Source organism: Asticcacaulis sp. AC460 (assembly GCF_000495795.1).
In the GTDB taxonomy this organism is placed as follows: Bacteria; Pseudomonadota; Alphaproteobacteria; order Caulobacterales; family Caulobacteraceae; genus Asticcacaulis.
In genome coordinates, this window is sequence record NZ_AWGD01000023.1 from 62,070 (window position 1) to 87,677 (window position 25,608).

Sequence of the window (25,608 nt, forward strand, 5' to 3'; positions counted from 1 at the left end):
TTAAGCTTCCGCGCCGCCGAAGCGGGCTGTCCATTCGGCGACCTTTTCGTCTTCAACCTTGCTGAACAGGATTTCGCCGGCGGCGACAGCCTGACCGGTGGGGAGGGTGTCCAGTTCAGCTCGGATGTCCGCCGACGGCCAGGCCAGCGGCAAGGTGGCGCCGACCGTCGCGGCGATCTTTCCGGCCGAGAACGGCATGAAGGGCTGGGCCAGGGCAGCGTTCAGGCGGACCAGGTTCAGGGCATGGCGGACGATGACACCCGCGCGGGCCGGGTCGGTCTTGATCGCCGTCCAGGGGGCGGCTTCCTGCAGATACTCGTTGCCCAGCACCCAGATGCGACGGACGGCTTGGGCGGCCTTGCGCATCTCCATGGTTTCCAGAGCTTCGGTGGCTTCAGCCAGTTGTTCCGCGACGTCAGCGTAAAGCTTTTCCTCGATAGGACCGGCCTCGCCGCCTTCCGGGACCGTGCCGCCCAGCTTGCCTTCGGTGAATTTGGTGATGCGATTGACGAAGTTGCCGAGGACGTCGTTGAGGTCCTTGTTGATCGTCGCCTGGAACTGTTCCCAAGTGAAGGAACTGTCCGAGCTTTCCGGCGAATTGGCGATCAGATACCAGCGCCAGTAGTCGGCCGGCAGAAGTTCCAGGGCCTGGTCCATAAAGACGCCGCGGTTCATCGAGGTCGAGAACTTGCCGCCGTACCAGTTGAGCCAGTTGAAGGCCTTCAGGGTGTCGACCATCTTCCATGGTTCGCCCGAGCCCAGGATGGTGGCCGGGAAGCTCACCGTGTGGAAGGCGACATTGTCCTTGCCCATGAATTCGACATAGGTCACGTCGTCGGCGCCCTGGTCGAGGCGCCACCACTTCTGCCAGCCGTCCGGATCGTTCTGGGCGTCGAAGAATTCGCGGGTGGCGGCGATATATTCGATGGGCGCATCGAACCAGACGTAGAAGACCTTGTTTTCGAAGCCCGGGCGGGCTGCGCCGTCCTTGGTCACCGGCACGCCCCAGGCAAGGTCGCGGGTGATGCCGCGGTCGATCAGGCCTTCGTCGAGGTGCTTGTTGGCGATGGACCTGGCCAGGTGCGGCCAGTTGTCATGGCTGGCGATCCAGGCACGCAGTTGTTCCTCGACCTTGGTTTGCAGCAGGTAGAGGTGGCGGGTGTCGCGGACTTCCAGGTTGGTCGAGCCCGAGACGGCGGAATAGGGGTTTTTCAGGTCGGTCGGGTCGAGCAGACGGCCGCAATTGTCGCACTGGTCGCCGCGGGCCTTTTCGTAGCCGCAGTGGGGACAGGTGCCTTCAACATAGCGGTCGGGCAGGAAGCGGCCGTCGTCGATGGAGAAGACCATCTTGTCGACGCGCTCTTCGATCAGGCCGTTGCTGTCGAGGGCTTCGCAGAACATCTGGGTGAGTTGACGGTTCTGCGGCGACGACGAGCGGCCGAACCAGTCGTAGGACAGGCCGAACGCCTCACCGGCGCTCTTCTGGATCAGGTGCTGTTCGTCGCAATAGGTGCGGACGTCCTGGCCGGCCTTGGCGGCGGCGAGTTCGGCGGGGGTGCCGTGTTCGTCGGTGGCGCAGATATAGAGCACCTCATGACCGCGGGCGCGCATGAACCGGGCGTAGACGTCGGCCGGCAGCATCGAGCCGGCGAGGTTGCCGAGGTGCTTGATGCCGTTGATATAGGGGAGCGCGGAGGTGATGAGGATGCGAGACATGGCTGGCTCTTAACCTTTTCAAGATCGGGGTCAAGGGGTCAAAGAACGGTTCTTGGGCCCCCCTCGCCTTGATCTTACAGAGGTTGGACCGGGCGTGACCTGTATTTTCTTGAGCCCATATGGGCAAGCTTTATTTGGGAAAATGGTGCCGGCTACAGGATTCGAACCCCGGTTTGCGTCAGCAAACAAAACTCAAGACACTCATGGGTTCGGCGGTGAAATGGCGGTGGTGCCGGCTACAGGATTCGAACCCGTGACCTGATGTTTACAAAACAACTGCTCTACCAACTGAGCTAAGCCGGCCAGGCGTGAAATTTCACGAACCGCGCTTATGCCGAGACAGGTTCGGAATGTCCAGAGGCGGCAGGCGCCTTTTTTTTGAGTCAGGGCAGGTCTCGTCCTCAAATTATGTTGGCGGAGACGTCCGCCGCCGTAGACGTCAGGACGGTAATGATGTTGCCGCCGCCGAAATCGACCGTCACATTCGCGCCCACCTGGGTGACCGTATAGCTGCCCAGGCCGACCAGCTGGATCTTGTCGCCCTGACCCGAGTTGAAGTCGGTCACCGTGTCGGCGCGGAAGGCCGCGCCGAACTGGAAGTAGTCGGCGCCCAAGCCGCCCGTCAGGGTGTCGTTACCGCCACCGCCGTTCAGGGTGTTGCCGGCGCTGTTGCCCGTCAGTTGGTTGCCCAGGCCATTGCCGGCAGCGCTGATGATGGCGTTGCCGGTCAGGGTCAGGTGTTCGGCGTTGCGGCCGACCAGGCTGTAGGTGACCGAGGAAAACACCTGGTCCGTTCCCTCGCCCGCCGCCTCGATGACGTTGTCGCCGATATGGTCGACATAGAAGGTGTCGTTGCCCTGCCCGCCGTTCATGGTGTCTGCGCCGCCGCCGCCATCCAGGACGTTGTTGCCGGTGGCGCCGTTCAGGCTGTTGGCCTCGCCGTTGCCCGTAGCGCTGACGTCGTAGATGCCGGTAATCGTCAGGGTCTCGACATAGGTCCCGGCCAGCGAAAAGCTGATGTGGGTGAAGATGATGTCATTACCCTGGCCGTTCAGTTCGGTCACGACCTCACCCGCCTCATCGACTCGGTAGCTGTCGTCACCCAGGCCGCCGATCAGGGTGTCGACGCCGAAATGGCCGTTCAGGAAGTTGTTGCCTTCGCTGCCGGTGATGACGTTGTCGAGCGGGTTGCCGACAGCGTTACCCGACGGCGCGGTCAGGATCAGGTTCTCGACATTGTCGGCCAGTTGATAGCCCGCGAAGGCGACGCGGACCGTGTCGATCCCCTGGTTAAGCAACTCGACGACGCTGTCGAGTTCCGAGTCGATGTCGTAGGTGTCGTTGCCGGCGCCGCCGATCAGAGTGTCGTCGCCGCCGCCGCCATCCAGGCTATTGGCCTGGCTGAAGCCGGTGATGACGTTGTTGGCGGCATTGCCCGTCCCCGACGTCGCGAGGACACCGACCAGGATGAGGTTTTCCAGGTTGGCGCCCAGGACATAACTGATGTCGGAACGGACTTCGTCGACGCCGGTGGTCGCACCTTCGATAATGATATCGGACAAGGTGTCGACGACATAGGTGTCATTACCGGCGCCACCGGACAGGGTGTCGTTACCGCTGCCGCCGTCCAGCCGGTTGTCGCCGGTATTGCCCGTCAGTTGGTTGTTCAGGCCGTTGCCGATGCCGACCAGGTGGCCGGTACCTTGCAAGATGAGGTTTTCGACCTGCGTCCCCTCGAGACTGAAGCTGACCCACGCGCGGACCAGGTCGGTCCCCTGCCCGGCCGCTTCCCAGACGCTGTCGCCGACATGGTCGACCAGGTAAGTGTCGTTGCCGCCCAGGCCCGCCAGGGTGTCAGCGCCGAGGCCGCCATCGAGCTGGTTGCTGGCAGCATTGCCGACGAGGTCGTCGCCGAAGGCCGAACCCCTCAGGTGTTCGATGCCGTACAGCGCCATGCTGTTGCCCAGGGCGTCGTACATGTTCTCGTCAGCCAGGCTGGCGACGACGGCGTATTCGTACAGCTCGGCCGACATGGTGTCGGTGCCCGAGCCGCCATCGGCATAGTTGTAACCGGCGGAAAAGCGCAGTACATCATTGCCGGTGCCGCCGTCTAGCAGGTCGTCGCCCTCGTCGCCGAACAGGGTGTCGTGGCCGGATCCGCCATCGATGTTGTCGTGACCGACGCCGCCGTCCAGGCTGTCGCTGCCGTCGCCGCCGAACAGGTCGTCATGACCGTCCTGGCCACGCAGGGTATCGTTGCCGGTGTGACCTTCGAGGTAGTCTTCGCCGTCGCCGCCGAAGATCTGGTCGTGGCCGGTGCCACCGTTGATCTGGTCGTCGCCGGCGGCGCCGTTCAAGTAATTGTTGCCGGCATTGCCGGTGATTATGTTGTCCAGCGTATTGCCGGTGCCGGTGAGGCCGGCCGCCCCGGTCAGGGTCAGGTTCTCGACATAGCTGCCCAGGGTCCAGGTGACGGACGACCGGACCTCGTCGTCGCCCTGGCTAGAACGCTCGCTGACCAGGTCGGAGGTCGAATTGACGATGTAGAGGTCGTCGCCGAAGCCGCCGTACATCTTGTCGGCGCCGCTGCCGCCATCGAGAGTGTCGGCGTCGGCCGTGCCATACAGAAGCTGGGTGCCGGTCAGGCTGGCGGCGGCGGAAAATTCCTTGCGGTAGATTCCGAAGCCGGATCCGTCCTGGGCGGGACTGAGCCAGGTCACGGCAAAGCCGCCGTCGTCGAGCGCCACCACGTCGGGAGCGGTCTGGCCGCCGATAATATAGGTGTTGACCTGCAGCTCCGGCCCGATCGCGCGTCCCTGGGCGTCATAGCGCTGGGCATAGACCCCGGCGGCATCGCCGTCCTGACCGCTTTGCCAGGCAACGACATAGCCGCCGTCGGTCAGGGCGGTGACGGCCGGCACGTTCTGGGTTCCGGTGACATAGGTGTTGACCCGCGCCTCCGAACCCGCGGCGGTGCCATCGGCATTGTACAGCCGGCAATAGACGCCGTAAGAGGAGCCATCCTGGAGGTTGCTGGTCCAGACGACGACGAAGCCGCCGGCTTCCAGCGCCGCGACATCCGGCTGGGCCTGGCTGTCGGTCGTCCGGGTATTGACGCGGAACTCGGCGGTTACGGCCGCCCCCCCACCGGTATAGACCCGGGCATAGACGCCGTCGCCGGAACCGTCCTGGCCGTCGCTGGTCCAGGTGACGACGTAGCCGCCTCCGGTCAGGCCGGTCGCCCTGGCGTGGGATTGGTCGCCCGTCGTAAAGGTGTTGATCCGGGTTTCGCCCCCCAGGGTCAGGCCATTGGCCGAGTAGCGTTGGGCATAGACGCCGATGCCGTCACCATCCTGCAAGGTGCTCTGCCAGACGGCGACAAAACCGCCGTCGCTGAGCGCGGCCAGGTCAGGGCTGTACTGAGTGTTGGCGGTGGTCGTGTTGACGAGGAATTCGGTGCCCGCTGCGGAACCGGTGGTGCTGTATATCCGGGCCTGGACGCCGAAATTGGGGTCGTCCTGGCCGAAGCTGGACCAGGTAATCACGAAGCCGCCCCCCGCCATGGCCACGACGGCCGGATCAGACTGGGCCCCGGCCGTCACGCTGTTGGCGCGGGTTTCCGATCCCAGAGCCACGCCATTTGCGTCGTAACGCTGAAAATAGATGCCGCCGCCGTCGCCGTCCTGGGCGTAGCTTTCCCAGACCACGACATAGCCGCCGTTGCTCAATCGGGTCACGACGCAGTTTGTCTGGTCACCCGTGGTGTAGGTATTAACGCGGGTTTCGTTCTCGATGTTCAGGACGCTGGTCATAGCAGGCTCCGTCGGCGGAAGGCGGTCACTGATAGCATGACAGGGCTATCTTCGCGGAATGACGCTTCGGTGAGCGGACACCGTAGCGAAGCCGGGCGCGGGTGGCACGCGGCTTCGCCAGACCGGCGTTATCTCAGGCAGCAGTGCTGATTTTAGTTCTTAAGAAAGAGCCCCGCCCGGCGCTTCGCGCCACCCTCCCCGTAAACGGGGTGGGCAAGAAAGGGGCAAGCCAAACTACTGTTGCATTATACGCAGTCGAAACGGCCTCGAAGCTGGTTCGCCGCCGCCACCATGTTGACCAGGGCGGGACGGACTTCAGCCCAGCCACGCGTTTTCAGGCCGCAGTCGGGGTTGATCCAGATCTGGCCGTCGTCCAGCCGTTGCCGCGCCAGAGACAGCAGGTGGACCATTTCCGAGACTTCCGGCACGCGCGGCGAATGGATGTCGTAGACGCCGGGTCCGATTTCGGCCGGGTAATTGCCGGCCGTGAAGGCGTCCAGAAGTTCCATCTTCGAACGCGAGGTTTCGATTGAGATGACGTCAGCGTCCATGGCGGCGATGGCCTCCAGGATGTCGTTGAATTCGGAATAGCACATGTGGGTGTGGATCTGGGTGGTGTCGGCAACGCCCGATGCCGACAGGCGGAAGGCCTCGACTGCCCAGGTGAGGTAGGTGTCCCAGTCGCCGCGGCGAAGGGGCAGGCCTTCGCGCAGGGCGGCTTCGTCGATCTGGATCATGCGGGCGCCGGCGAATTCCAGGTCGGCGACCTCATCGCGGATGGCCAGGGCAATCTGGCGGCAGACGGTGGCCCGCGGCAGGTCGTCGCGGACGAACGACCAGTTGAGGATGGTCACCGGGCCGGTCAGCATACCCTTGACAGGCTTGTCAGTGAGGGACTGGGCGTAGCGCCACCATTCGACCGTCATGGACTGGGGACGGGCGACGTCGCCGAACAGGACCGGCGGGCGGACATAGCGCGAGCCATAGGACTGGACCCAGGCATGGCGGGTAAACGCGAAGCCCGACAACTGCTCTCCAAAGTATTGGACCATGTCGTTGCGCTCGAACTCGCCGTGGACCAGGACGTCGAGGCCGATCTCCTCCTGCCAGCGAATGGCGCGTTCGGTCTCGGTTTTCAGGAAGGCGTCGTATTGGGCGGCGGTCAGGTCGCCTTTGGTGAAGGCCGAACGGGCGTGGCGGACCTCGGCGGTTTGCGGAAAGGAGCCGATAGTGGTGGTCGGAAAGGCCGGCAGCTTGAAGTCGTTATGCTGGAGGCGGGCGCGGTCGGGGAACGGGCTTTTGCGGCGGCTGTGGGCGGGTATGACGGCATTGGCCCGGATCTGGACGGCCGGGTCGTTGACCTTGCGCGACCACCGACGGGCTTCGGCGGCCGAGGTGGCGGCGGCCAGTTCGGCACGGACGGCGCCGCGGCCCTCGGTCAGGGCGAGGCTGAGGGTCTTCAGTTCGTCCATCTTCTGCAGCGAGAAGGCCAGCCAGGATTTGAGGTCGAGGTCGAGTTTGTCTTCCAGGTCGAGGTCGATCGGGACGTGCAGCAGGGAGCATGAGGGGGCGAGTTGCAGCTTGCCGCGCGCGATGACCGGCTCCAGGCCGTCGAGGATGGCGGCCAGATCGGCGCGCCAGATGTTGCGGCCGTCGATGATGCCCAGGGACAGGGTCAGGTCGGCGGGTGCCTTGGCGATGACGGTGTCCAGTTGTTGCGGGGCGCGGACCAGGTCGAGGTGCAGGCCGGCCACGGGAAGCGACAGGGCGAGGTCGAGATTGTCCTCCAGACCGCCGAAATAGCCGGCGACCAGGAGGTTGAGGCCAGGAACTTGTTCGGCGAAAGCGGCATAGGCGGTGTGCAGGGCCTGCGCCGTGGTGTCGTCGTGGTCGAGCGCCAGGACCGGTTCGTCGATCTGGACCCAGTCGGCGTCGGCGTCGCGCAGGCGGCACAAAAGATCGGCATAGACCGGGATCAGGCGATCGATCAGGCTCAGCGGGTTGAAGCCGGCCGTCTGGGACTTACCCAGGCGCAGGAAGGTGACAGGGCCGACCAGGACCGGGCGGGTATGATAGCCCAGGCGTTTGGCTTCGAGGAATTCCTCCAGCGGCTTGAAGGCGGTCAAGCGGAAGGCCTGGTCCGGGGTGAATTCCGGCACCATGCAATGGTAGTTGGTGTCGAACCACTTGGTCATCTCCTGGGCCGGGACGCCGGGACCGTGATGGTGGACGTGACCGTGCGTACAGATGTGGGCGGTCTGGGATCCGCGCGCCATGGCGAAATAGGTATCAAGGTCCGGGGTCTCACCATAGGTCGCCGGGATGGCGCCGACCATCAGGCTGGTGTCCAGGACATGGTCGTAGAGCGAAAAGTCGTTCGACGGGATGATATCGACGCCGCGGGCCTTTTGCCGTGCCCAGTTGGCGGCGCGCAAGGTGGCGGCGGTCTGCAGCAGTTCCGGCTGGCCGGTTTTGCCCGACCAGTAGCTTTCGAGGGCGAATTTCAGCTCGCGTTTGGCGCCGATGCGGGGCGTGCCCAGGGTGGCGACAGGCAGATGAGATGACACGGCGGTTCCTTTGGATTGGGGCGTGCGGCGGCGTTACCGCGCCCACATGGGTCACGGCTTATCCGCAGGGGTGACTCCCGGGATGAACAGGATGACGTCACGGTAGATCAGGTTTTCCACGCCGTCAACAATCATATAAAGATATCTTTATATGTGCATATATTTATGTTTGTGATTTTTGCTAGGGATTTGATCTGGATCAGCCCGAATGGATTTCTTATCGGCGATGACGGCATGTGGATTCAGAGGAGATTTCCCATGCCCCAGTATGTTTATCGCCTGATCGACCAGAACACCGGTGAAGAGGTCTATGCCTCAGACGGTTTCACCTTTGCCGCTCCGCCCCTGCCCGAGCACCGCATTAACGATCCAGAACTGCGGGCGCATTACGGCGCACCGGCCGTCGTCAACAAGGTCGAGACCAGTGAGCTTGCCGACGGCCAAATAGAGGTCCGCGTCTATATCGACGGCGTCGAGGAGCGGGTGAACGGCGAAAGCGCCGAGGAGAATTACCGCGTCCAGTAAACCCGTCAGGCGCAAAACCGCTTGCATTCCGGCTGCGCCTGCATCATATTGAACATTGTTCAAATTTGATGGGGGATGCAGATGGACGACCGCAAGACCTGGCCTATGCGGGCGGAACTGCGGCCTGGATGGTACGCCGTAGCTCTGTCGAGCGCGTTGAGAGACAAGCCGTTGAGGGTCATGTTCGATGGCGTGGCGCATGTCCTGTGGCGGGACGGTGACCGGATCGGCGCCCTGCCCGATATCTGTCCCCACCGCGGTGCGCCGCTGTCGCTGGGACGGGTCGAGAACGGCGCCATCGCCTGCCCCTATCACGGCTGGCGCTTCGAGCGTGACGGCCGTTGCAGCCATATGCCGGCCCTGGCCTGCCCGGCGCCGGCGTTTATCGCTCCGGTCATGGCGGCGGAAGGCGACGGCTTCCTTTTCCTGGGCCGCAAGGCCGAGGGCCTGGCGTTGCCGGTTACGCCGCTGGTTCCGGGCGGCACGGCCGTGGTCATGACCGGTGAAGTGGCGACGACGATCGCCGATTTTGCCGAGAACATCCTCGACACGACCCACACCTCCGTGGTGCACGGCGGCTACCTGCGTGCGACGGAGGGCCGGCGGCCGGTCACGCCGGCCATCGTCACCGGGCCGGACTGGATCGAGGCCCACTATCCCCCGGTGGCGACACCGGATGGATTTATGGGCAAGTTCATGGGCCAGGGCGGATATCACATCACCGATCGCTTCCGCGCCCCCAACATCACCGAGGTCGAATACCGCCAGAACGGCCGGCTGGTTTTCGGCACGCGCTTTCACCTGACGCCGGCCGAGACCGGCCAGATCCGCGCCTTCGGTGTCATGGCCCTGGCCGGGCAGTCGTGGCTGACGCGCGCCAAAGTCGCCATGATGCAGGTCCTGTTCCAGCGCATCATCTCCGAGGACAAGACGATCCTGAATGCCGTCTCGGCCAACCGCGCCGCCTTCGGCCGCACGCCCAGCTATATCGCCCCCCAGGACGTTCTGCGCGCCGGCATCGATGCGCTGTTGCGCGGCGACAGCCCGGTCGCGCCCGCCCGCATGCCGGACATGCTGGTATGAGCTTTTTCACCAGCCTGAACTTCACCTCGTCCAATGAGGACGGTGAGACCGAACTGCGCGCGCTGCGGATTCGCGGCGGCGACCGGGTATTGTGCCTGACGGCCAGCGGGACGCGGCCGCTTGACCTGCTGATGTCGGAGGCCGCCGAGGTGGTGGCGCTGGATATCAATCCGGCGCAGAACCAGCTCTTGGCGCTGAAGGTGGCGGCGTTGCGGGTTTTGGAGGCGGATGAGCTGTACGCCTTTCTGGGGCTGACCGGCGGCGACCGGATGGCCTTGTATCGCAAGGTACGGCCGGCCCTGGGCGATCCCGCCTTCTGGGACGCACGGCCCGGTGTGATCAGGGGTGGCGTATGGTATGCCGGGCGGTGGGAGAAGGTGCTGCGTTTCGGCGCCTTCGGGACCGGACTGATCCGTGGCCGCCATATCGATGAGTTGTTTGCGGCGCGGACCTTGGAGGACCAGGCGGATATCTGGCGGCGGCATTTCGACGACGGGCTATGGCGGGGCGCCGTGCGGACGCTGAGTGGCCGCTTCTTCTGGCAGCATGTCATCGGCGAGCCCGGCGGCGCCTTCCTGCCGGACGCAGAGGGGTGCGCGGAGCGGCTGACCGGCGCCTTTCGTGATGCGGCAGGGCGTTTCTTTTTCCGTGACAGCGACTTTGCGTGGCTGATCTTCCGGGGCCGACATCATCCGGACGCCCTGCCCGTCCATCTGCGGCGGGAGAATTTGGCGGTGGTGCGTGAGCGGCTCGATCGGCTGACCATAGTCGATGGCAGCCTGGCCGACATGTCCGGGCTAGGCCGGTTCGATGCCTTCTCGCTGTCGGACTTTGGGTCCTATTGCGACGTGGCTGCCTATGACGCCTGCTGGCGCGGGGTTACGGCCGTGGCGGCTCCGGGCGCGCGCTACTGCGAGCGGGTGTTCATGAACCCGCTGCCCGCGCCCGTTTCCGTGGATGACAGCCTGTCGGCGGACCTGACCCGCCGCGACAAGGCCATCATCTATCACATCCGCGCGGGCTTACTGCCGGGCAAACACCCAGATACGGATCATCCGCCGGCCAATGTGACGCGTCCAGTCGGGGTTGAGGCGGACAAGATCCTCAGCCCCGGTGATGTCCTGTTGTAGCATCAGGATAAGGCCGGCCTTTGAGGCGGCGGCCTGGATGTCGGCTTCGGTATGGGCGAAGCTGGCCAGGCGGACATGTTCGCCGTCGGCCGCTGTGAAATTCGCTTGCGTTCCGCCAGCGATCCGATCGGGATGAATTTCCGACATGTAGAAGCGGCCGCCCGGTTTGACAGCATGGGCGACGCGGGCGAAGAACAGGTGCAGGTCTGAGATATGTTCCAACACCAGGGCGGTCAGGACGGCGTCGAACCGGCCCAGGTCGCCGGTTTGCAGGATATCGGCTTCGAGCAGGCGGACGGTATCGAAATTTGCGAGTTTGGTTCGGGCGATAGCCAGCATGCCCGGCGACAGGTCCAGCGCCGTGACGCGGTTACCCTGAGCGGCCAGGCGGACGGTGTGGCGGCCCGTGCCGCAGCCGATTTCCAGGACATTCCTGTCGCAGACATCGGCATAGACCGGTGGGAAGTACAGATCGTCGGTCGCGACGGTGGAGTTGGGATAGCTGTCGTAGAGTTGCGCCCAGCGGTCGTAGCCGGCGCGGTTTTCAGTTGAAGGATCGGAGGTCATGATACGGCTCCTCTGTCAGTGCACGCCTTGCACCGAGGAGCGTATTGTTTTGACGGCAGCGCCACAGCCCGATGCGGATATAACGAGGTCGTCAGCCCAGATCAAGAGGCCGGCGTTACCCGCCAGATAACATTGCCGACGTCGTCCGCCACAAGGATGGCGCCGGTCTTGTCAACCTCGACGCCGACCGGACGGCCCATGGCTTTGCCGTCGGCGCTGACGAAACCGTCGAGGACGGTTTGCGGCGGGCCCGCTGGACGGCCTCCGCCGAAGGGTACGAAGACCACGTCATAGCCGCTGCGTGGGTTGCGGTTCCATGAGCCGTGGCTGCCGATCAAGGCGCCGCCAGCGTACTGCGGAATCAGGGGCCCCGTATAGAAGGCCAGGCCCAACGGCGCCACGTGCGTGCCCAGGGCGTAGTCGGGAACGATAGCCCTGGCGACCAGGTCCGGATTTTGCGGCTCGACGCGGGTATCGATGTGCTGGCCGTAGTAGCTATAGGGCCAGCCGTAGAAGCCGCCGTCCTTAACTGACGTCAGATAGTCCGGCACGAGGTCGCTGCCCAGTTCGTCGCGTTCGTTGACCACCGTCCATAGCGCGCCCGAATGCGGTTCCCAGGCCAGGCCGTTGGGATTGCGCAGGCCCGAGGCGAACAGCCGGGTAGCACCAGTGACCAGGTCGATTTCCAGGACGGCGGCGCGGTTTGCCTCCACTGCCATGCCGCTTTCGGCGACGTTCGAATTGGAGCCGACGGTGGCATAGAGTTTCTTACCGTCGCGGCTGGCCAGAATGTTCTTGGTCCAGTGGTGGTTGATCGGCCCCGCCGGCAAGTCGGCCACCTTCTGCGGTGTGGCGGTGATGGTGGTGACGCCCGCGGTGTAGGGGACTTTGACGATGGCGTCGGTGTTGGCGATGTAGAGCGCATCGCCAATCACTTGCATTCCGAAAGGGGAATTCAGGCCGGACAGGAAAGTGGTTTTGGTCTCGGCAACACCGTCGCCATCGGCGTCGCGCAGCAGGGTGATACGGTTGGCCGAGGGCACGCCGGCGCCGGCCTTGCCCATTACCACCTTCATGATGGTGCCCTTGATGCCCTTGCCGTCTTCGGGCTTGGGCGGGGCATTGCTTTCGGCGACCAGGACATCGCCGTTGGGCAGGACATGCAGCCAGCGCGGATGGTCGAGACCGGTGGCAAAGGCCTTCACCGTCAGGCCCGCGGCCGGTTTGGGCGTCGTGCCGGCGGGCCAGCCGATGGCAGGCGCGATCTTGACCGTCGGAAAGGCTGTCTTGGCAGGTTTGGGGATTTGGGGATCGGAGCCGACACCGGCCGAGAAAGGCAGTTTGGCGGCCTCACCGCAGGCGGCCAGGGTCAGGGCCAGCAGGCACACGGTGAGATGGGATTTGGGCATGGTTGCGCTCCGGTTCGCCGGAAAGCTAGGCCGGTGCGCATGAAAATGCGGTGGGGTTCTGGGTCAAGCCGATAAGTTCGGCGTAAGAAGGAACCAGGTTTAAGCCGCGTGCATCAGGCGGTTGTCGCGGCCTTCCTGGTCGAGGTGCAGGTCCGGCAGAACCGCCAGCATTGGCTTCAGTTGGTCAAGCGACGGCGGCTTGACCATATAGCCCGCCGCGCCCAGGCTCTCCGCCCGCTTCAGGTCATCCTCATAGGTCGAGCCGCTGCACATGACCACAGCAACCGGCGGGATGGATTTGTCCTTGCGCAGTTCTTCGAGCATTTCGAACCCGCTCATGCCCGGCATGTTGATGTCCAGCAGCAGCAGGTCGATCGGCTCCTGGTCGCGGCCGGCCTGGCGCAGCTTGTCCAGCGCCTCCTTGCCGCCCTTGGCCATGATCAGATTGAACTGCAGCCGGTCGCGGACCTGGAGCAGCACCCGCGTCAGTTCCAGGTCGGCATCGCGGTCGTCGACCAGCAAAACATTGGCAAGGCGTCGTCCCGTTGTTTCCATCAAGCTCGCTCTGTTGTTATTGGCCGTCACTTCAGGCGTCACGGCGCCCGGTTTCGGCAGGGTAAAGAGAAAACGCGCGCCGCCCGTATAACCGGAGTCGCACCAGATGTGCCCCTCATGCAGCGCCATCACCTTGCGGCAGATCGACAGGCCCAGGCCCGCCCCCTCCTCGTTCAGGTTCAGGCGCTTGAACGGCAGAAAGATGCGCTCGACGTCGTTGCTCGCCAGGCCAGGTCCGTTGTCGCTGACGCTGAACTGCCACTGGTCACCTAAATCCTTCGCCTCGATGCGGACCTCAACGCCGACCGGACCATGGCGGACGGCATTGCTGACCAGGTTCTGAACCAGTTGCATCATGTGGGCGCCGTGGGCGTCCACCGTCGGCAGGTCGCCGGCCGTCACCACGGCGCCACGCTCGCGGATCAATTGCGCCAGGTTGCCGATGACCGCCCTGACCGTTTCGTCCATATCGACGGCCCGTTTGTTCAGCCGGCTGCGGTCGTCGAGTTGGGTATATTGGAACACCGTGTCGACCAGCATGGCCATACGGTCGGCGGCCTTGTGGATCAGGTCGAAATAGGTATCGCGCAATTCGGGCGGATCTTCGCCCTTGGCGATCAGTTCGGAAAAGGCGCGCACCGTGCGGACCGGTTCCTTCAGGTCGTGGGCCAGGGCGCGCGAGAATACCTCCAGCGATTCATGCTGGGCCTCGATACGCACGCGTTGCGCTTCCAGACCCTTGACCTTGTCCTGAAGGTCTTCCAACAGGCGAACATTTTCCCAGGCGACCGAGGTAATATCCGCCAGGGCATGAAGGATGGCGATGTCATCCTCATCAGCTGGATGCCGTTCATTCCAGTTGACGACGATGGCGCCCAGCGGCTGTGACCGCCGGATCGGCACGACCAGTATACTTTGCACAGCCGCGGGGTCGTAGGCGCTGCTGGGAATTCGGCTGTCCTGACGAATATCCGGGATAATGTCGGCAACGCCGCTTAGGATGACGCTGCCTGTCACGGTCCCCTCCAGCGGGAATCGTACCCCTTTCCACATTTTTTGGGGACCGCTTTGCTCAACACAATGACCTTCGTGGCCGTCGCGAAGAATAAAGGTTGAATCCGCAGCTCCCAGGAGCCCCCGGGCCGCCTCCGCGGTGGTCAGGGCCAGGGATGACATATCGCGGGTCTCCGACAGGCGCCGAGCAATGTCCACCAACCACGCCATAGCGGAGGCGCGCCTATGGGAAAAAGCCGTTTCCGCAGGTGACGGAGGAAGGTTCGTGGGAGTCACCGTAAATCAATCCTCTGATTTCTTTGTGCTTCCGAAGCATGACGATACACTAAAAAGACGATCCGAAAAAGGGACAATCGCGTTGAAAGCGAGTACGTCGCGGCACTGCCGTTAAACCGGAATCAACCGCTTCGCCTTAGGATGGTCTCGGCGGAGGCACGTACATGATCAGGGTTTTTCATCTTCCGGCCGGTGCGGGGGGCAAGATTGCCGAAACCCAGATCGACGCCACCCACAATGTTCCGGATGAGCCGGTATGGATCGACCTGGTCAATCCGACCGAAGAGGAAGAACGCAACCTCCCGCAGAATCTGAACATCGCCCTGCCCCGTCAGGACGAGATCTGGCGCAACCACGCCCTGAACCGGATGTATACGCGCGACGGCATTTCCTACATGACGGCCGCCATGCTGTGCGATGTCGAAAGCGGCACGCCGCGGACCAGCCCGGTGACCTTTATCCTGACGCCGGAATTCCTGATTACCATCCGGCGGATCGATCCGACCTCGTTCCTGCACTTTTCGGAGAACCTGCTGCTGCATCCCAGGCGGTTTCCAACCAGCGCCGACGTCATGGAAGGCTTGCTGGAAGAGGTGATCACCCGCGTCGCCGTCCGCCACAAGGACGTCATCAAGGGCATGGACGAACTGTCGCAGCGCATCTTCAACGAACAAGCCTTCGACAGCCGCCACGGCGATCCGTCGATCCTCATGCGCGGCGTGCTGAAGCGGCTGGGCTACCTGGCCGATCTCAATGCCAAGATCAATGAGAGCGTTCACAGCCTGGAGCGGCTGCTGACCTATTTCCGCGACGATCATAACCACGGCAAGGACGAGTTGAACCGCGACGCCAACCGACTGATCAAGGATTGTAAGTCTCTGGCCGATCAGTCGGGCTTTTTGAACAACCAGATGACGTTCCAGTTGGAAACCAGCCTCGGCATGATCAATGTCGAACAGAACCTGATTGCCAAGATCTTCTCGGTGGTGGCGCTGATTTTCCTGCCGCCGTCGCTGGTGGCCGGCTATTTCGGGATGAATTTCAAGAGCATGCCGGAGTTCGAACTGAGCTGGGGGCAGCCCTTCGCCATTGTGCTGATGCTGCTGTTCGCGGTGGTGCCGTATCTGTGGTTCAAGCGGAAGCGGTGGCTTTAGGTCCTGACTCTTTCTGGCAGCGAATCCTGTCACGATATTGCCATGCTTTACTTCGACCAGATGGACACACCCTACGGCACCGCCGCCGCGACCATCGAGGATGATGGCGCTTTGGTGGAGTTCACATTCCTCAACGGCGTCATGGCCAATCTGTGGTCGCATGACGCCAAGGCGTTGCCTGCGCCCGGGCGGTTGACGCATGTGTTCGAGCAGGTCGACCAGTTTTTCGCCAGCACGCGCAGGGATTTTGATCTGGTCTTGCGGCCACGCGGCACACCCTTCCAGCAAAGGGTGTGGCAGGCGCTGTGCGATATCCCCTTCGGCACCACCATCCATTATCAGGAACTGGCAAGGCGAACGGGCGACGAAAAGGCCATGCGCGCCGTCGGCGCCGCCAATGGCAAGAACCCCATCGCGCTGATTATCCCGTGCCATCGCGTCATCGGCAAGAACGGATCGCTGACCGGATATGGTGGCGGTTTGCCGTTGAAGCGCGCCCTGCTCGATTTTGAGATTCCAAAGGCGCAACCCGACCTGCTGTAACAGGATTTGTAACGGGTATTCGATGCGCGGCAGCGGTAGAATGGCCGTAACCGGAGGGGTTGTGTCATGAAACGGATGGCTTTGGTCTTGGCGGCGGCTTTGGCGGCGGTCGGCGTAGCGCAGGCGCGCGCCCAGGACGTGCCGCCGGAGGTTGTCGACGCCGTCCAGGCCATCGTCGCCGATGGCTGGCTGCCTTACGACGCCAGCGATCCCGAGAACAGCGGCCCGCCCCCGCCGCAACCGACCGCGGTGGAAATCCGGAAATGGCAAAGGACCGGTCTGCTGAAAAAGGTCAATGTCACCCCCGCCAAGGCGCCGGACTGGATGATCGACAGCGAAAAGACTGAATATCCCGCCGGATGGTGCGGCACAGGCGGCTGCATGATCGAAGTCTGGTCGCCCGATGACAATGGTCACTACGTCCGGACGTTCCGCAACCAGGTCCGCCTATTCAAGGTACGCCGCATTCCCGGCAAGGATTTCGGCTGGATCGAAACCGATTTTCACGGTTCCGCCTGCGGGCTGGCCGGCGTCGAAGCCTGTCCCTGGGGCTTCGAATGGCGCGACGACGGTCTGGGCAAGTTCGCCATGCGGGCATCGTGGCGGTTTACCAAAAAGGACCTGGTCCGCACCGGCGTAGCGCCCCAGGCGATAGATACGGTTCGGGATGCATCGCCGGACACACCCCCGCCACCTATGGCGGCCGTCATGGCCGCGAATACGACGGCCTGCGCCTCGGTTGACGCCAAGGTGTCGCACGATGGCGCCATCAACCGGACCCCGGACCTGAACGGCGACGGCATCGACGACTGGAGCTATGACGGCTACTGGATGAGCTGCTACATATCAGAATCCGCGACCGGAGATCTGGTCGTGGCCACCACTGAAGACGGCACTCCGGTCGACTATTGCCCCATGCTGGATTGCGGCGCGCACATCTGGGTCTCCCTTCGCGAAGGCGGGAGCGTTACATGGCAAGCCGTGGACCTGAACCCGCAGCGAGCCTATGGTATCGTCTACCGCGTCGCCGCACCGGTTCAGCTTGTCGAACTGCGCGATCTCGACGGAGTGGCCCCGGACAGCACTGAGTCCTGCGATACCTTCTTCATCAAACAATGCGTCCTGGTGCCGATTTCACTGTCGCCAAAGCCGTGAGACTGGCTTAAGTGTTCGCCAGTCCATGGGGAATACTATGAAGCAGGTTGTCGTTCTGGGTTTTGCGATTCTGGCTTTGAGCGCCTGCGGGCGCAAGGCCGACAATGACAATGGCGCTGTGGTCGAACTGGCCCAGACGGTCGACTATACGCCGGCAGAAAAGGCCGCCCTGCTGGCCGCCATGCCGGCGCCGTTCAATGCCGCTGACCTGGCCGACGGCGAAAAGCAGTTCGCCAAGTGCCGGTCGTGTCACACCATCACCGCCGATAAGTCGAACCTCACCGGACCGCACCTGTATGGCGTCTTCGGCCGCAAGTCGGGCACCGAACCCGGCTATCTCTTCACAGAGGCTATGACCGGGCACGATACGGTGTGGGATTTCGCCACGCTGGATACCTTTATCTCCGCACCGCAGGCGACGGTGAAAGGCACGAAGATGAGCTTTCAGGGTATTGCCGATGCTGAACATCGCCGCAATCTGATCGCCTATCTGAAAGTCCAGACCACGCCAAGGCCTGAGCCTGTGCCGGCAACGTCGGAGAGCGCTTCAGCGTCGGTGGAATAAGGTTCAAATCTTACTGATCGTAACCCGGGTTTTCGCGCTTCAGCTTGCGGATCAGACCCGGCCAGGTCAGCATGCCAACAAAGCCCACCCCCATCGCCAGGGGCGCGACCTTGTCCTGGATGTCCTGGCCGACCTCAATCAGATTGTCGCGGCCGGCGCTTAAGGCCGCAATCTGCTGGCGGCAGGCCTGTTCCAGGAAATACATGATGGTAAAGGCTTCCGCCGCCGTCGAGCCCCAGGTCAGGGTGCCGTGGTTGCGCAGGATCAGCACGCGTTTGCTGCCGATATCCGAGACGATCCGCGCGCGCTCCTCCAGGTCCAGCGCCACGCCCTCATAGTCGTGATAGGCGATCTGCGGCCGCAGCAGCAGGGAGTTCTGACTCAGGGGCAACAAGCCTTCCTTCTGCGCCGATACGCCGGTCATGGCGTCGGTATGCAGGTGCAGAACGAAATGGGCATCGCCCAGAGCCGAATGGATGGCGCTATGGATGGTGAAGCCGGCGGGGTTGATCATGGCCTTGTTGTCGCCGATCGCATTGCCGTCAATGTCGATCTTGACCAGGTCCGATGCCGTCATCTCGTCGAAGAAGGTACCGTAGGGGTTGATCAGGAAATGGTCGACTTCAGCGGGCGCGTAGCTGCCGTCCGGTTGTTTCACCAGCGAGTCCTTCGCCGGAACGCGCGCCGAGATGTGGGTGAAGATCAGGTCGTCCCAGCCGAACAACGCCACGAGGCGGTACAGCGCCGCCAGGTCGCACCGCTTCTGCCATTCCGCGTCGGAGATATGGGCGTGGGTTCGAACCTGATCGTCGTGCGGCATGGCGGCGTTTCCTTATAGTTGCCCATATTGGAAACCCGATTTGCCGCCTTGGCAAGCCTAAACCCAATTGCCGTAAGGGAAGCCTAGCCTGCCGGCTTGACGTACAGCCGCCCTTCGTGGATGCGTTCGATCACGACGCGGTCCTTGTCCATCAGCCGGGCTTCGCTGGCTTCGTCCTGGAGTACGGCCGGCCATTCGACGCCGTCGAACATCACCCGGCCCGTGCGTTCGCCGCCTGCGACCAAGGCGAAGCCGCTCAGGATCTCAGCCTCCTTGCCCAACATGCGGACGTGCGGATCGTTGACGTCGGGCCCAAGCCCCGGGACCTTCATGAACTTCCTGGTCAACAGGGCGCCGGCCACGCTGAGGATGGCGAAAACGATCACCTGGGTGACCAGGCCGAACGGCAGATTGGTCAGGCAGACCACCGCCACAAGGCCGGCAGCCGCGGCCGACCACAGCAGCCATTGCGTGCCGAGAAAAACCTCAAGACCCAGCAGCAGGATGCCAAAGGTCAGCCAGATCCAGAAGGCCTGCAACCCCATAGGCGGGATGAGAAAGACGTCCGTCATGGTGCCCTCCCCTATTTGCGGGCCGGCGGCGCCGGCGGGGTGTTGTTGACCGACTTGATCAGTTCAAGCACGCCACCCAGGGTGCCGGACAAGCTGCCCAGTTCGGCCGGCAGGATCAGGGTCTTCTGGTTGGGCGAGTCGGCGAACTTACCGAAGGCTTCGACATATTTCTGGGCAACGAAGTAATTGATGGCGTTGACGTCACCCTTGGCGATGGCCTGGGACACCATGTCGGTAGCGCGGGCCTCGGCCTCGGCGGAACGTTCGCGCGCCTCGGCGTCGCGGAAGGCGGCTTCCTTGCGACCTTCGGATTCCAGCACGGCGGCCTGCTTGCTGCCTTCGGCGCGGGTGATGGCGGCTTGCTTTTCGCCCTCGGCCTCGATGATTACGGCGCGGCGTTCGCGTTCGGCCTTCATCTGCCGCGCCATCGAGTCGGTGATATCGTGCGGCGGGCGCAGGTCCTTGATCTCGATGCGGTTGACCTTCATGCCCCACGGCGAGGTGGCGTGGTCGATGACATTAAGCAGGCGCGAATTGATCGAATCGCGTTGAGACAGGACCTCGTCCAGTTCCATCGAACCGACGACGGTGCGCAGGTTCGTCATGGACAACTGGGTAATAGCGTTGTCGAGATTGTCGACCCGATAGGCCGCAAGAGAGGCATCCATGACCTGTGTGAACACGATGCCATCGACCTTGACGACCACATTGTCCTTGGTGATGACCTCTTGTTGCGGCACATCGACGACGCGCTCCATCATGTTGACCCGGCGGCCGACCGCCTCGACGAACGGCGTCAGAAACGAAATGCCGGGCTTGAGCGTGCGCGTGTAGCGGCCGAACTTTTCAACGGTAAACTCATAGCCTTGCGGCACGATCTTGATGATGCTGAAGACGGTGACGATCGCCAGCACAAATAGAACGAGCGTAAAGGCTCCGAAAATCGAAAAAGCTTCCATAATGTAGCCCCCGTATGGTCCGCAGATTCGGACTATTGTTATATGGTCGCGACAGTATGGCCGCGCAATTGACGAAACGTCAAATCACCGTGAGTTAGGCGCTTTCGACTTCGGCCTGCGCTTCGTCTTCGTCGGCCAGGTGCAACAGGCGGGTCACCGTTTCGATCAGAGTGTCCATGACGATCGGCTTAGCGATGTGGGCGTCCATGCCGGCGGCGTGGCAAGCGGCGATCTGGTCCTTCATGGCATCCGCCGTCAGGGCAACGATCGGCAGACGGCGGCCGGGGGCTTCGTTCGCGCGGTAGATCCGGGTCGCTTCCAGTCCGCCCATGCGCGGCATGTTCAGGTCCATCAGCACCAGGTCGAAGCGCGACATGTCGAGGTCCAGGGCTTCCTGGCCGTCGGCGGCTTCGGTGATGTCAAAGCCGAAAGGTTCCAGGAACAGACGGGCGACCTTGCGGTTGATGGGGTGGTCGTCAACCAGCAGGATGCTCATACCCGGCAAGGTGTCGTCGTCCTCCGCGAGAATCGAGGCCGAAATCGGCTCAGCCTTGGCGACTTCGGTGACGGCGCCGGCATGGAAGGTCAGGACGAAGGTCGAGCCCTTGGTCTCGTCGCTGGTGACGCTGAGCGTGCCGCCCATCAGTTCGGCCAGGCGGCGGCTGATCGACAGACCCAGGCCCGAGCCGCCATATTTGCGCACGGTCATGGCATCGGCCTGACTGTAGGCTTCGAACAGCTTGTCGATCACAGCCTTGCTCATGCCGATGCCTGTGTCCCTGACTTCGCAGCGGACCTGATAGCCGTCGCCTTCCTCGGTCACCGAAACATTGATACGGACGGAGCCCAGTTCGGTAAACTTGACGGCGTTGGAGACCAGGTTCGACAGACACTGATAGACGCGCAGCACGTCGAAGGAGAGTGTACGGTTGGCGCCCTCGTCGAGGTGATAGCTGAGGACGACGTCCTTGGAACCCAGCAGCGGGTTGTAGGTATTGACCACGCGGTCGACCATGTCCTTCATGGTCGACGGGGTCGGCGCCAGTTCAACCTTGCCGGCTTCGATGCGCGACATGTCGAGCACGTCGTTCAGCAGGGCCAGCAGGGTTTCGCCGGAATCGACCATGATGTCGACCTGCTCGCGCTGGGCGCCGTTGAGATCACCCTTTTTCAGGGTCTGGGCCATGCCCAGCATGCCATTCAGCGGCGTACGCAGTTCGTGGCTCATCACGGCCAGGAAGCGCGACTTGGCGGCGTTGGCGGCTTCGGCGTGGTCGTGGGCTTCGTTCAGGTTGCGATGCAGACGACGCATGCGCAGGACCCAGAAGGCGCCACCGACGCTGATAACGGCCAGCAGGACAGCAATCAGACCCGCCGCCCCCAACAAAAGATTCCGCATCTGAACTTGCTTGACCAGCAGACGGCTTTCCTGGGTCTTACTGTCCAGTTCCTTGCGAAGCGCCTTGTACATGTCCTGCACAGAGGCAACACGATATTTTTCTGCCCGGCGCAGAGCCGAAAGGTTGAAGGAATTCATGTCCTGGAACGCGGTCCTGTAGTCGCCCTTGGCCGCATACAGTTGGGATTCATAATAGGAATCGTACAGACTTCCACGCGCAAATGTCGTCTGAGGTATCTCGACAAGTTTCGCGTAGTAAAATTCTGCCTTTCCGACTTCATTCACATGAGCATAAGCGGCCGAAAGCGCCATCAGTTTGATCGCATCCTGCGGCGTCGCCAGTTTCGCCGACGGGGGACGCCAATCCTGCAAGCAATTGATAACGCCGCGATAATCTTCGCTTTTTTCCGCGATACTGACGCACAGTTGCTGGTCTTGCTCAATCAGAGCGCCAAGCTTGTGTTTGTCAACCTCAGCCGAGTACAGCGTCTGGAGTTTTCTTGCCAATTCCAGATCGTTGTCCAAAGCCGCGAATACGGCAAGGTCATAAATCAGCGCCATCTTTTGAAGAAAAAAGCCATTTTCAGACAGTCGAGCAACGGCATACATATGATTGGCATAGCTGTCGTAGTCACCCACCTTCAGCATGTTGTAGGCAAGCACTTGCCGCGCAACGGCGTGCAAACCGTTCGCGGCCTCCCCCTCTCCGTCCAGTCCGATTACCAGGCGTTCGCCGAGGTCAATCGCCTCAGCCCATTGCCGTTGAAACTGGGCCTGGCGCTCCCGTTCTAAAAGCGCCATGTTTCGAATCGCGCTATTTGGCGCTTCGAGATAGACTGCCCACTCGCGCTCAGAAATAAGCGAAAAACCGTTGGTTTCATTTCGATAGACCTGAAGCATCAAACGGGCAAGCAGGTCCAGATCACTATCATTGCTTTTACGCGCTTCTTTGACAATCCGCGCATGCCACGCGTTGAACTGCCCTTCGTTCAAGACGTCTTTGTAGACGTAAAGAACGCGCCACAACGCATACAAACGACGGTTCCCCGATTGGGAAAGCGCCGCTGCACCATAACGTTCTATTTCGTCCGAATGGTAAGTAAATGGGGTAGATGCCAACAGGTGATAGGTACTGTCGAGCTTTTGCTGGTAAGGCGGCAAGCTGTCCTGGGGCGACGTCTGCTGGGCGAGAACTGTCCCGGATGACAGCATAGTCCAGAGGACTATGAAGGCAGCACCAATATTCCGGAATATATTTGCCGGGCATCTCAACCCGATTATGGCGCGCGTCATGCCCACTCCGATGCTCACGCGCCTGAATACACCACAAAGACCTTAGTATTCGCTTAAGCGAGGCCCTGTGGCGCAGCGGAGTAAAATAAAAAGCAGGATGTCGAGACATCCTGCTTAACCGTTAGGCTGCTTAACCGTTAGGCTGCTCAACCGTTAGGCTGCGTAGCCGTTAGGGGCAATAAGGGCCCATGCACACGCCGCCCGGAGGGCCAGCCATTGTCTGCGTAGCAACGGCAGCGGCGCCGGCAACCGCAACGAGGGCGGCAACGGCGATGATCAACTTCTTCATACTGGTACTCCTTTAAAGACTAACCAAAACCATCACATCCGGCTTTTTTGCCGGTCTTTTTTGGGGGTGGTCCTCACGCCGGTACGGGTGCGGACTTACCTCGGCGGCGAAGCCCGTGCAGGAATTACCCCCAGCCGAAATGCGCCGTTAAGAAATTCTTAATCGTTTTTTAATGAATTGGCAACCATTTCGCGTGCGGCGTGTAAAAATATAACGGCGTTTGTGGCCGTTTTGTCGCAATGTGACGAGAGTAAAAGGGCTTCTGTGGAAGCGTTCAGCTCTTAACCAAAGGTCTTAAGCAAGACATCGCGAAGATCAGGCTGTGCAACGGTTTGCAGAGCATCTTGTAGCGAGAAGAAGCGGGCTTCATCGGCATCGTCGCCAGGGCGCGGATCACCGGAAATCCAGTCGGCGGCATAGTCGATCAAAACATAGTGAAACCGGGAGTCGATAATTTCGTAGACTTCAACCAGATGGCTAATTGTGGCAACCACACCGGTTTCTTCAGCCAGTTCGCGCAGGGCGGCGGCGTGCAGGCTTTCCCCCCGCATTATCTTGCCGCCAGGGATCGACCACTCGCCCTGGCGCGGCGGCCGGCCCCGGCGGATCAGCAACACTTCGTTGCCTCGACGGCAGACCACGCCCACCGCGGGGACGGGAACTAAGCCTTCCTGGTTTAAGGTGGGCTGACCGTCAGAATTAGGTTTTGTGGCTTGCACTTGCCGATTCTCTCGCTTAACGCAGCGGCATAGTCCAACAAGGTCCCGCCGATGTCCACGCCCGTCCCCGCTGCTGAAACGCCTGCTGTCGCCCCTGAGGTCCTTGCCCGCATCAAGGCCGTGGTCGGTGACGCTGGATGGAGCGAGGATGCCGTGCGTGTCGATCCCAAGCTGACGGAATGGCGCGGCAAGTGGAAAGGCCATACCCCCTTGCTGGTCCTTCCCAAGACGACCGAGGAAGTCGCTGCCGTCGTGAAGATCTGTTTCGACGCCGGTGTCGCCATCACGCCGCAGGGCGGCAATACGGGCCTGGTTGGTGGCCAGATCCCGTTCGGCGAGGTCCTGATCTCGCTGGACCGCATGAAGACGGTGCGCGACGTCGCCCCGACCGACGACACCATGGTGCTGGAGAGCGGTCTGACCCTTCTGGAGGCCCAGCAGATCGCCGAAGGCGCCGGACGTTACTTCCCGCTGTCGCTGGCGGCCGAAGGCACGGCGACGGTCGGCGGGGTCATATCGACCAATGCCGGCGGCACTGCGGTGCTGCGTTACGGCGTGACGCGCGACCTGGTGTCGGGCCTGGAAGTCGTGCTGCCGACGGGTGAGATTTTTCACGGCCTGAAGCGGTTGCGCAAGGACAATACCGGCTACGACCTGAAGCAGCTGTTCATCGGCGCCGAAGGGACATTGGGCATCATCACCGCCGCGTCGCTGAAGCTGTTCCCGATCATGAATTCACGCGCGACGGCGATTGTGGCCTTCGAGAGCGCCCAAAAAGCCATTGATCTGCTGGTCCGCGCCAAGCAGGAAACCGGCGGCCAGGTCGAGGCCTTCGAGTTGATGGGGCGCTACGGCCTGTCGCTGGTGCTGAAGCATATTCCGGACACGCGCGAGCCGTTGGAAGCCGAATATCCGTGGTACGCCCTGATCGAGGTGGCGTCGGGCGATCCCGATGGCGCCGCCGCCAGCATGGAGCGGGTTCTAGGCGCGGCCTTCGAGGAAGAGCTGATCCTGGACGGGGTCATCGCCCAGAACGAGACCCAGGCGGCCGAGTTCTGGCGGCTGCGCGAGGACCATTCGGCGGCGGAAAAAGCCGAAGGTCCGGCGTGGAAGCACGATATCTCGGTGCCGCTGTCGCGCATGGCCGAGTATATGGTCGAGGGCGACGCAGCGGTGCAGGCCTTTCTGCCGGGCGCACGACTGGTGGCCTTCGGCCATGTCGGCGACGGTAATGTCCACTTCAATGTCATCGCGCCGGAAGGCATGGATGCGGCCGAGTTCAACGGTCTACGCGATGCCGGTTCCAAAGTGGTCCATGACCTGGTCCACCAGTATGAAGGTTCGATCTCAGCCGAACACGGCTTGGGCCGGATGAAGACCGGCGAAGCTTTGCTGTACAAGGATCCGGTCGCCGTAGCGGCGATGCAGGCGGTGCGCGCCTCGCTGGACCCCAAGCGGATCATGAACCCGCACGTGCTGTTTTAAA

Annotated in this window: 20 protein-coding genes and 1 tRNA gene; 9 read left to right on the plus strand and 12 right to left on the minus strand. The window is 62.3% G+C overall.

What is annotated here, in order from left to right:
* From metG to metE, 4 genes are all read right to left on the minus strand, one after another.
* Positions 1 to 1,716, minus strand: coding sequence for a methionine--tRNA ligase (gene metG, locus ABAC460_RS38030; protein ID WP_023453967.1), 1,716 nt, complete (start codon positions 1,714 to 1,716; stop codon positions 1 to 3).
* A 227-nt stretch (positions 1,717 to 1,943) separates the two neighbouring features.
* Positions 1,944 to 2,019 (minus strand) — tRNA-Thr (locus ABAC460_RS38035).
* Between the two features lie 98 nt (positions 2,020 to 2,117).
* Positions 2,118 to 5,528: a calcium-binding protein gene (locus tag ABAC460_RS48365; RefSeq protein WP_023453968.1), complete on the minus strand. Its 3,411-nt coding sequence runs from the start codon at positions 5,526 to 5,528 to the stop codon at positions 2,118 to 2,120.
* Between the two features lie 245 nt (positions 5,529 to 5,773).
* Complete coding sequence (gene metE, locus ABAC460_RS38040; RefSeq protein ID WP_023453969.1) at positions 5,774 to 8,095, minus strand: 5-methyltetrahydropteroyltriglutamate--homocysteine S-methyltransferase; 2,322 nt, start codon at positions 8,093 to 8,095, stop codon at positions 5,774 to 5,776.
* 258 nt (positions 8,096 to 8,353) lie between these two features.
* On the opposite strand from metE, the gene ABAC460_RS38045 reads away from it, so the two are divergent.
* The 3 genes from ABAC460_RS38045 to ABAC460_RS38050 all read left to right on the plus strand — a co-directional run bounded on the left by ABAC460_RS38045 (position 8,354) and on the right by ABAC460_RS38050 (position 10,833).
* Entirely contained in the window at positions 8,354 to 8,620 is a 267-nt protein-coding gene (locus ABAC460_RS38045) for a hypothetical protein (protein ID WP_023453970.1), read from the plus strand.
* Positions 8,621 to 8,701: 81 nt separating this feature from the next.
* Complete coding sequence (locus tag ABAC460_RS0124700) at positions 8,702 to 9,703, plus strand: Rieske 2Fe-2S domain-containing protein (RefSeq protein ID WP_162150329.1); 1,002 nt, start codon at positions 8,702 to 8,704, stop codon at positions 9,701 to 9,703.
* Positions 9,700 to 10,833 (plus strand): DUF3419 family protein, encoded by a 1,134-nt coding sequence (locus ABAC460_RS38050; protein WP_023453972.1) that lies wholly within the window; start codon positions 9,700 to 9,702, stop codon positions 10,831 to 10,833. Before ABAC460_RS0124700 ends, ABAC460_RS38050 begins: the two co-directional genes overlap by 4 nt.
* Here the strand turns inward: ABAC460_RS38050 and ABAC460_RS49015 are convergent.
* The 3 genes from ABAC460_RS49015 to ABAC460_RS38065 form a co-directional block, all read right to left on the minus strand.
* On the minus strand, positions 10,726 to 11,400 hold the full coding sequence (locus tag ABAC460_RS49015) for a class I SAM-dependent DNA methyltransferase (RefSeq protein ID WP_081716563.1): 675 nt from the start codon (positions 11,398 to 11,400) through the stop codon (positions 10,726 to 10,728). The genes ABAC460_RS38050 and ABAC460_RS49015 overlap by 108 nt on opposite strands.
* A gap of 101 nt (positions 11,401 to 11,501) precedes the next feature.
* A complete protein-coding gene (locus tag ABAC460_RS38060; RefSeq protein ID WP_023453975.1) occupies positions 11,502 to 12,809 on the minus strand; it encodes a PQQ-dependent sugar dehydrogenase in 1,308 nt (435 codons plus the stop codon).
* Between the two features lie 99 nt (positions 12,810 to 12,908).
* A complete protein-coding gene (locus ABAC460_RS38065) occupies positions 12,909 to 14,588 on the minus strand; it encodes an ATP-binding protein (protein WP_081716564.1) in 1,680 nt (559 codons plus the stop codon).
* A gap of 230 nt (positions 14,589 to 14,818) precedes the next feature.
* Between ABAC460_RS38065 and ABAC460_RS38070 the strand changes: the two genes are divergently transcribed.
* The 4 genes from ABAC460_RS38070 (at position 14,819) to ABAC460_RS38085 (ending at position 18,071) form a co-directional block, all read left to right on the plus strand.
* A complete protein-coding gene (locus ABAC460_RS38070; RefSeq protein WP_023453977.1) occupies positions 14,819 to 15,808 on the plus strand; it encodes a magnesium transporter CorA family protein in 990 nt (329 codons plus the stop codon).
* 42 nt (positions 15,809 to 15,850) lie between these two features.
* The gene (locus ABAC460_RS38075) at positions 15,851 to 16,351 is read left to right on the plus strand and encodes a methylated-DNA--[protein]-cysteine S-methyltransferase (RefSeq protein ID WP_023453978.1); all 501 of its coding nucleotides are present in this window, start codon (positions 15,851 to 15,853) and stop codon (positions 16,349 to 16,351) included.
* A gap of 66 nt (positions 16,352 to 16,417) precedes the next feature.
* Positions 16,418 to 17,506 carry a hypothetical protein gene (locus tag ABAC460_RS38080; protein WP_023453979.1) on the plus strand — a complete coding sequence of 363 codons (1,089 nt, stop codon included), beginning with the start codon at positions 16,418 to 16,420 and terminating at the stop codon, positions 17,504 to 17,506.
* 37 nt (positions 17,507 to 17,543) lie between these two features.
* Positions 17,544 to 18,071 carry a c-type cytochrome gene (locus tag ABAC460_RS38085; protein ID WP_023453980.1) on the plus strand — a complete coding sequence of 176 codons (528 nt, stop codon included), beginning with the start codon at positions 17,544 to 17,546 and terminating at the stop codon, positions 18,069 to 18,071.
* 10 nt (positions 18,072 to 18,081) lie between these two features.
* Here the strand turns inward: ABAC460_RS38085 and ABAC460_RS38090 are convergent, their stop codons facing one another.
* The 4 genes from ABAC460_RS38090 to ABAC460_RS50810 form a co-directional block, all read right to left on the minus strand.
* Entirely contained in the window at positions 18,082 to 18,891 is an 810-nt protein-coding gene (locus ABAC460_RS38090; protein WP_023453981.1) for a class II aldolase/adducin family protein, read from the minus strand.
* A gap of 83 nt (positions 18,892 to 18,974) precedes the next feature.
* Entirely contained in the window at positions 18,975 to 19,463 is a 489-nt protein-coding gene (locus tag ABAC460_RS38095; protein WP_023453982.1) for an NfeD family protein, read from the minus strand.
* Between the two features lie 11 nt (positions 19,464 to 19,474).
* Complete coding sequence (locus tag ABAC460_RS38100; RefSeq protein ID WP_023453983.1) at positions 19,475 to 20,422, minus strand: SPFH domain-containing protein; 948 nt, start codon at positions 20,420 to 20,422, stop codon at positions 19,475 to 19,477.
* Positions 20,423 to 20,516: 94 nt separating this feature from the next.
* Positions 20,517 to 21,734 carry an ATP-binding protein gene (locus ABAC460_RS50810; RefSeq protein WP_235075811.1) on the minus strand — a complete coding sequence of 406 codons (1,218 nt, stop codon included), beginning with the start codon at positions 21,732 to 21,734 and terminating at the stop codon, positions 20,517 to 20,519.
* Here ABAC460_RS50810 and ABAC460_RS50815 point away from each other — a divergent pair.
* The gene (locus ABAC460_RS50815; protein ID WP_235075812.1) at positions 21,699 to 22,613 is read left to right on the plus strand and encodes a hypothetical protein; all 915 of its coding nucleotides are present in this window, start codon (positions 21,699 to 21,701) and stop codon (positions 22,611 to 22,613) included. The two genes, ABAC460_RS50810 and ABAC460_RS50815, sit on opposite strands and share 36 nt — an antisense overlap.
* A gap of 1,071 nt (positions 22,614 to 23,684) precedes the next feature.
* On the opposite strand, the gene ABAC460_RS38110 is transcribed toward ABAC460_RS50815, so the two are convergent.
* Positions 23,685 to 24,122 carry an NUDIX hydrolase gene (locus tag ABAC460_RS38110; protein ID WP_052012763.1) on the minus strand — a complete coding sequence of 146 codons (438 nt, stop codon included), beginning with the start codon at positions 24,120 to 24,122 and terminating at the stop codon, positions 23,685 to 23,687.
* A 51-nt stretch (positions 24,123 to 24,173) separates the two neighbouring features.
* Here ABAC460_RS38110 and ABAC460_RS38115 point away from each other — a divergent pair, with 51 nt between their 5' ends.
* Positions 24,174 to 25,607, plus strand: a complete 1,434-nt coding sequence (locus ABAC460_RS38115) for an FAD-binding oxidoreductase (protein ID WP_023453987.1) — start codon at positions 24,174 to 24,176, stop codon at positions 25,605 to 25,607.
* Position 25,608: the final 1 nt, after the last annotated feature.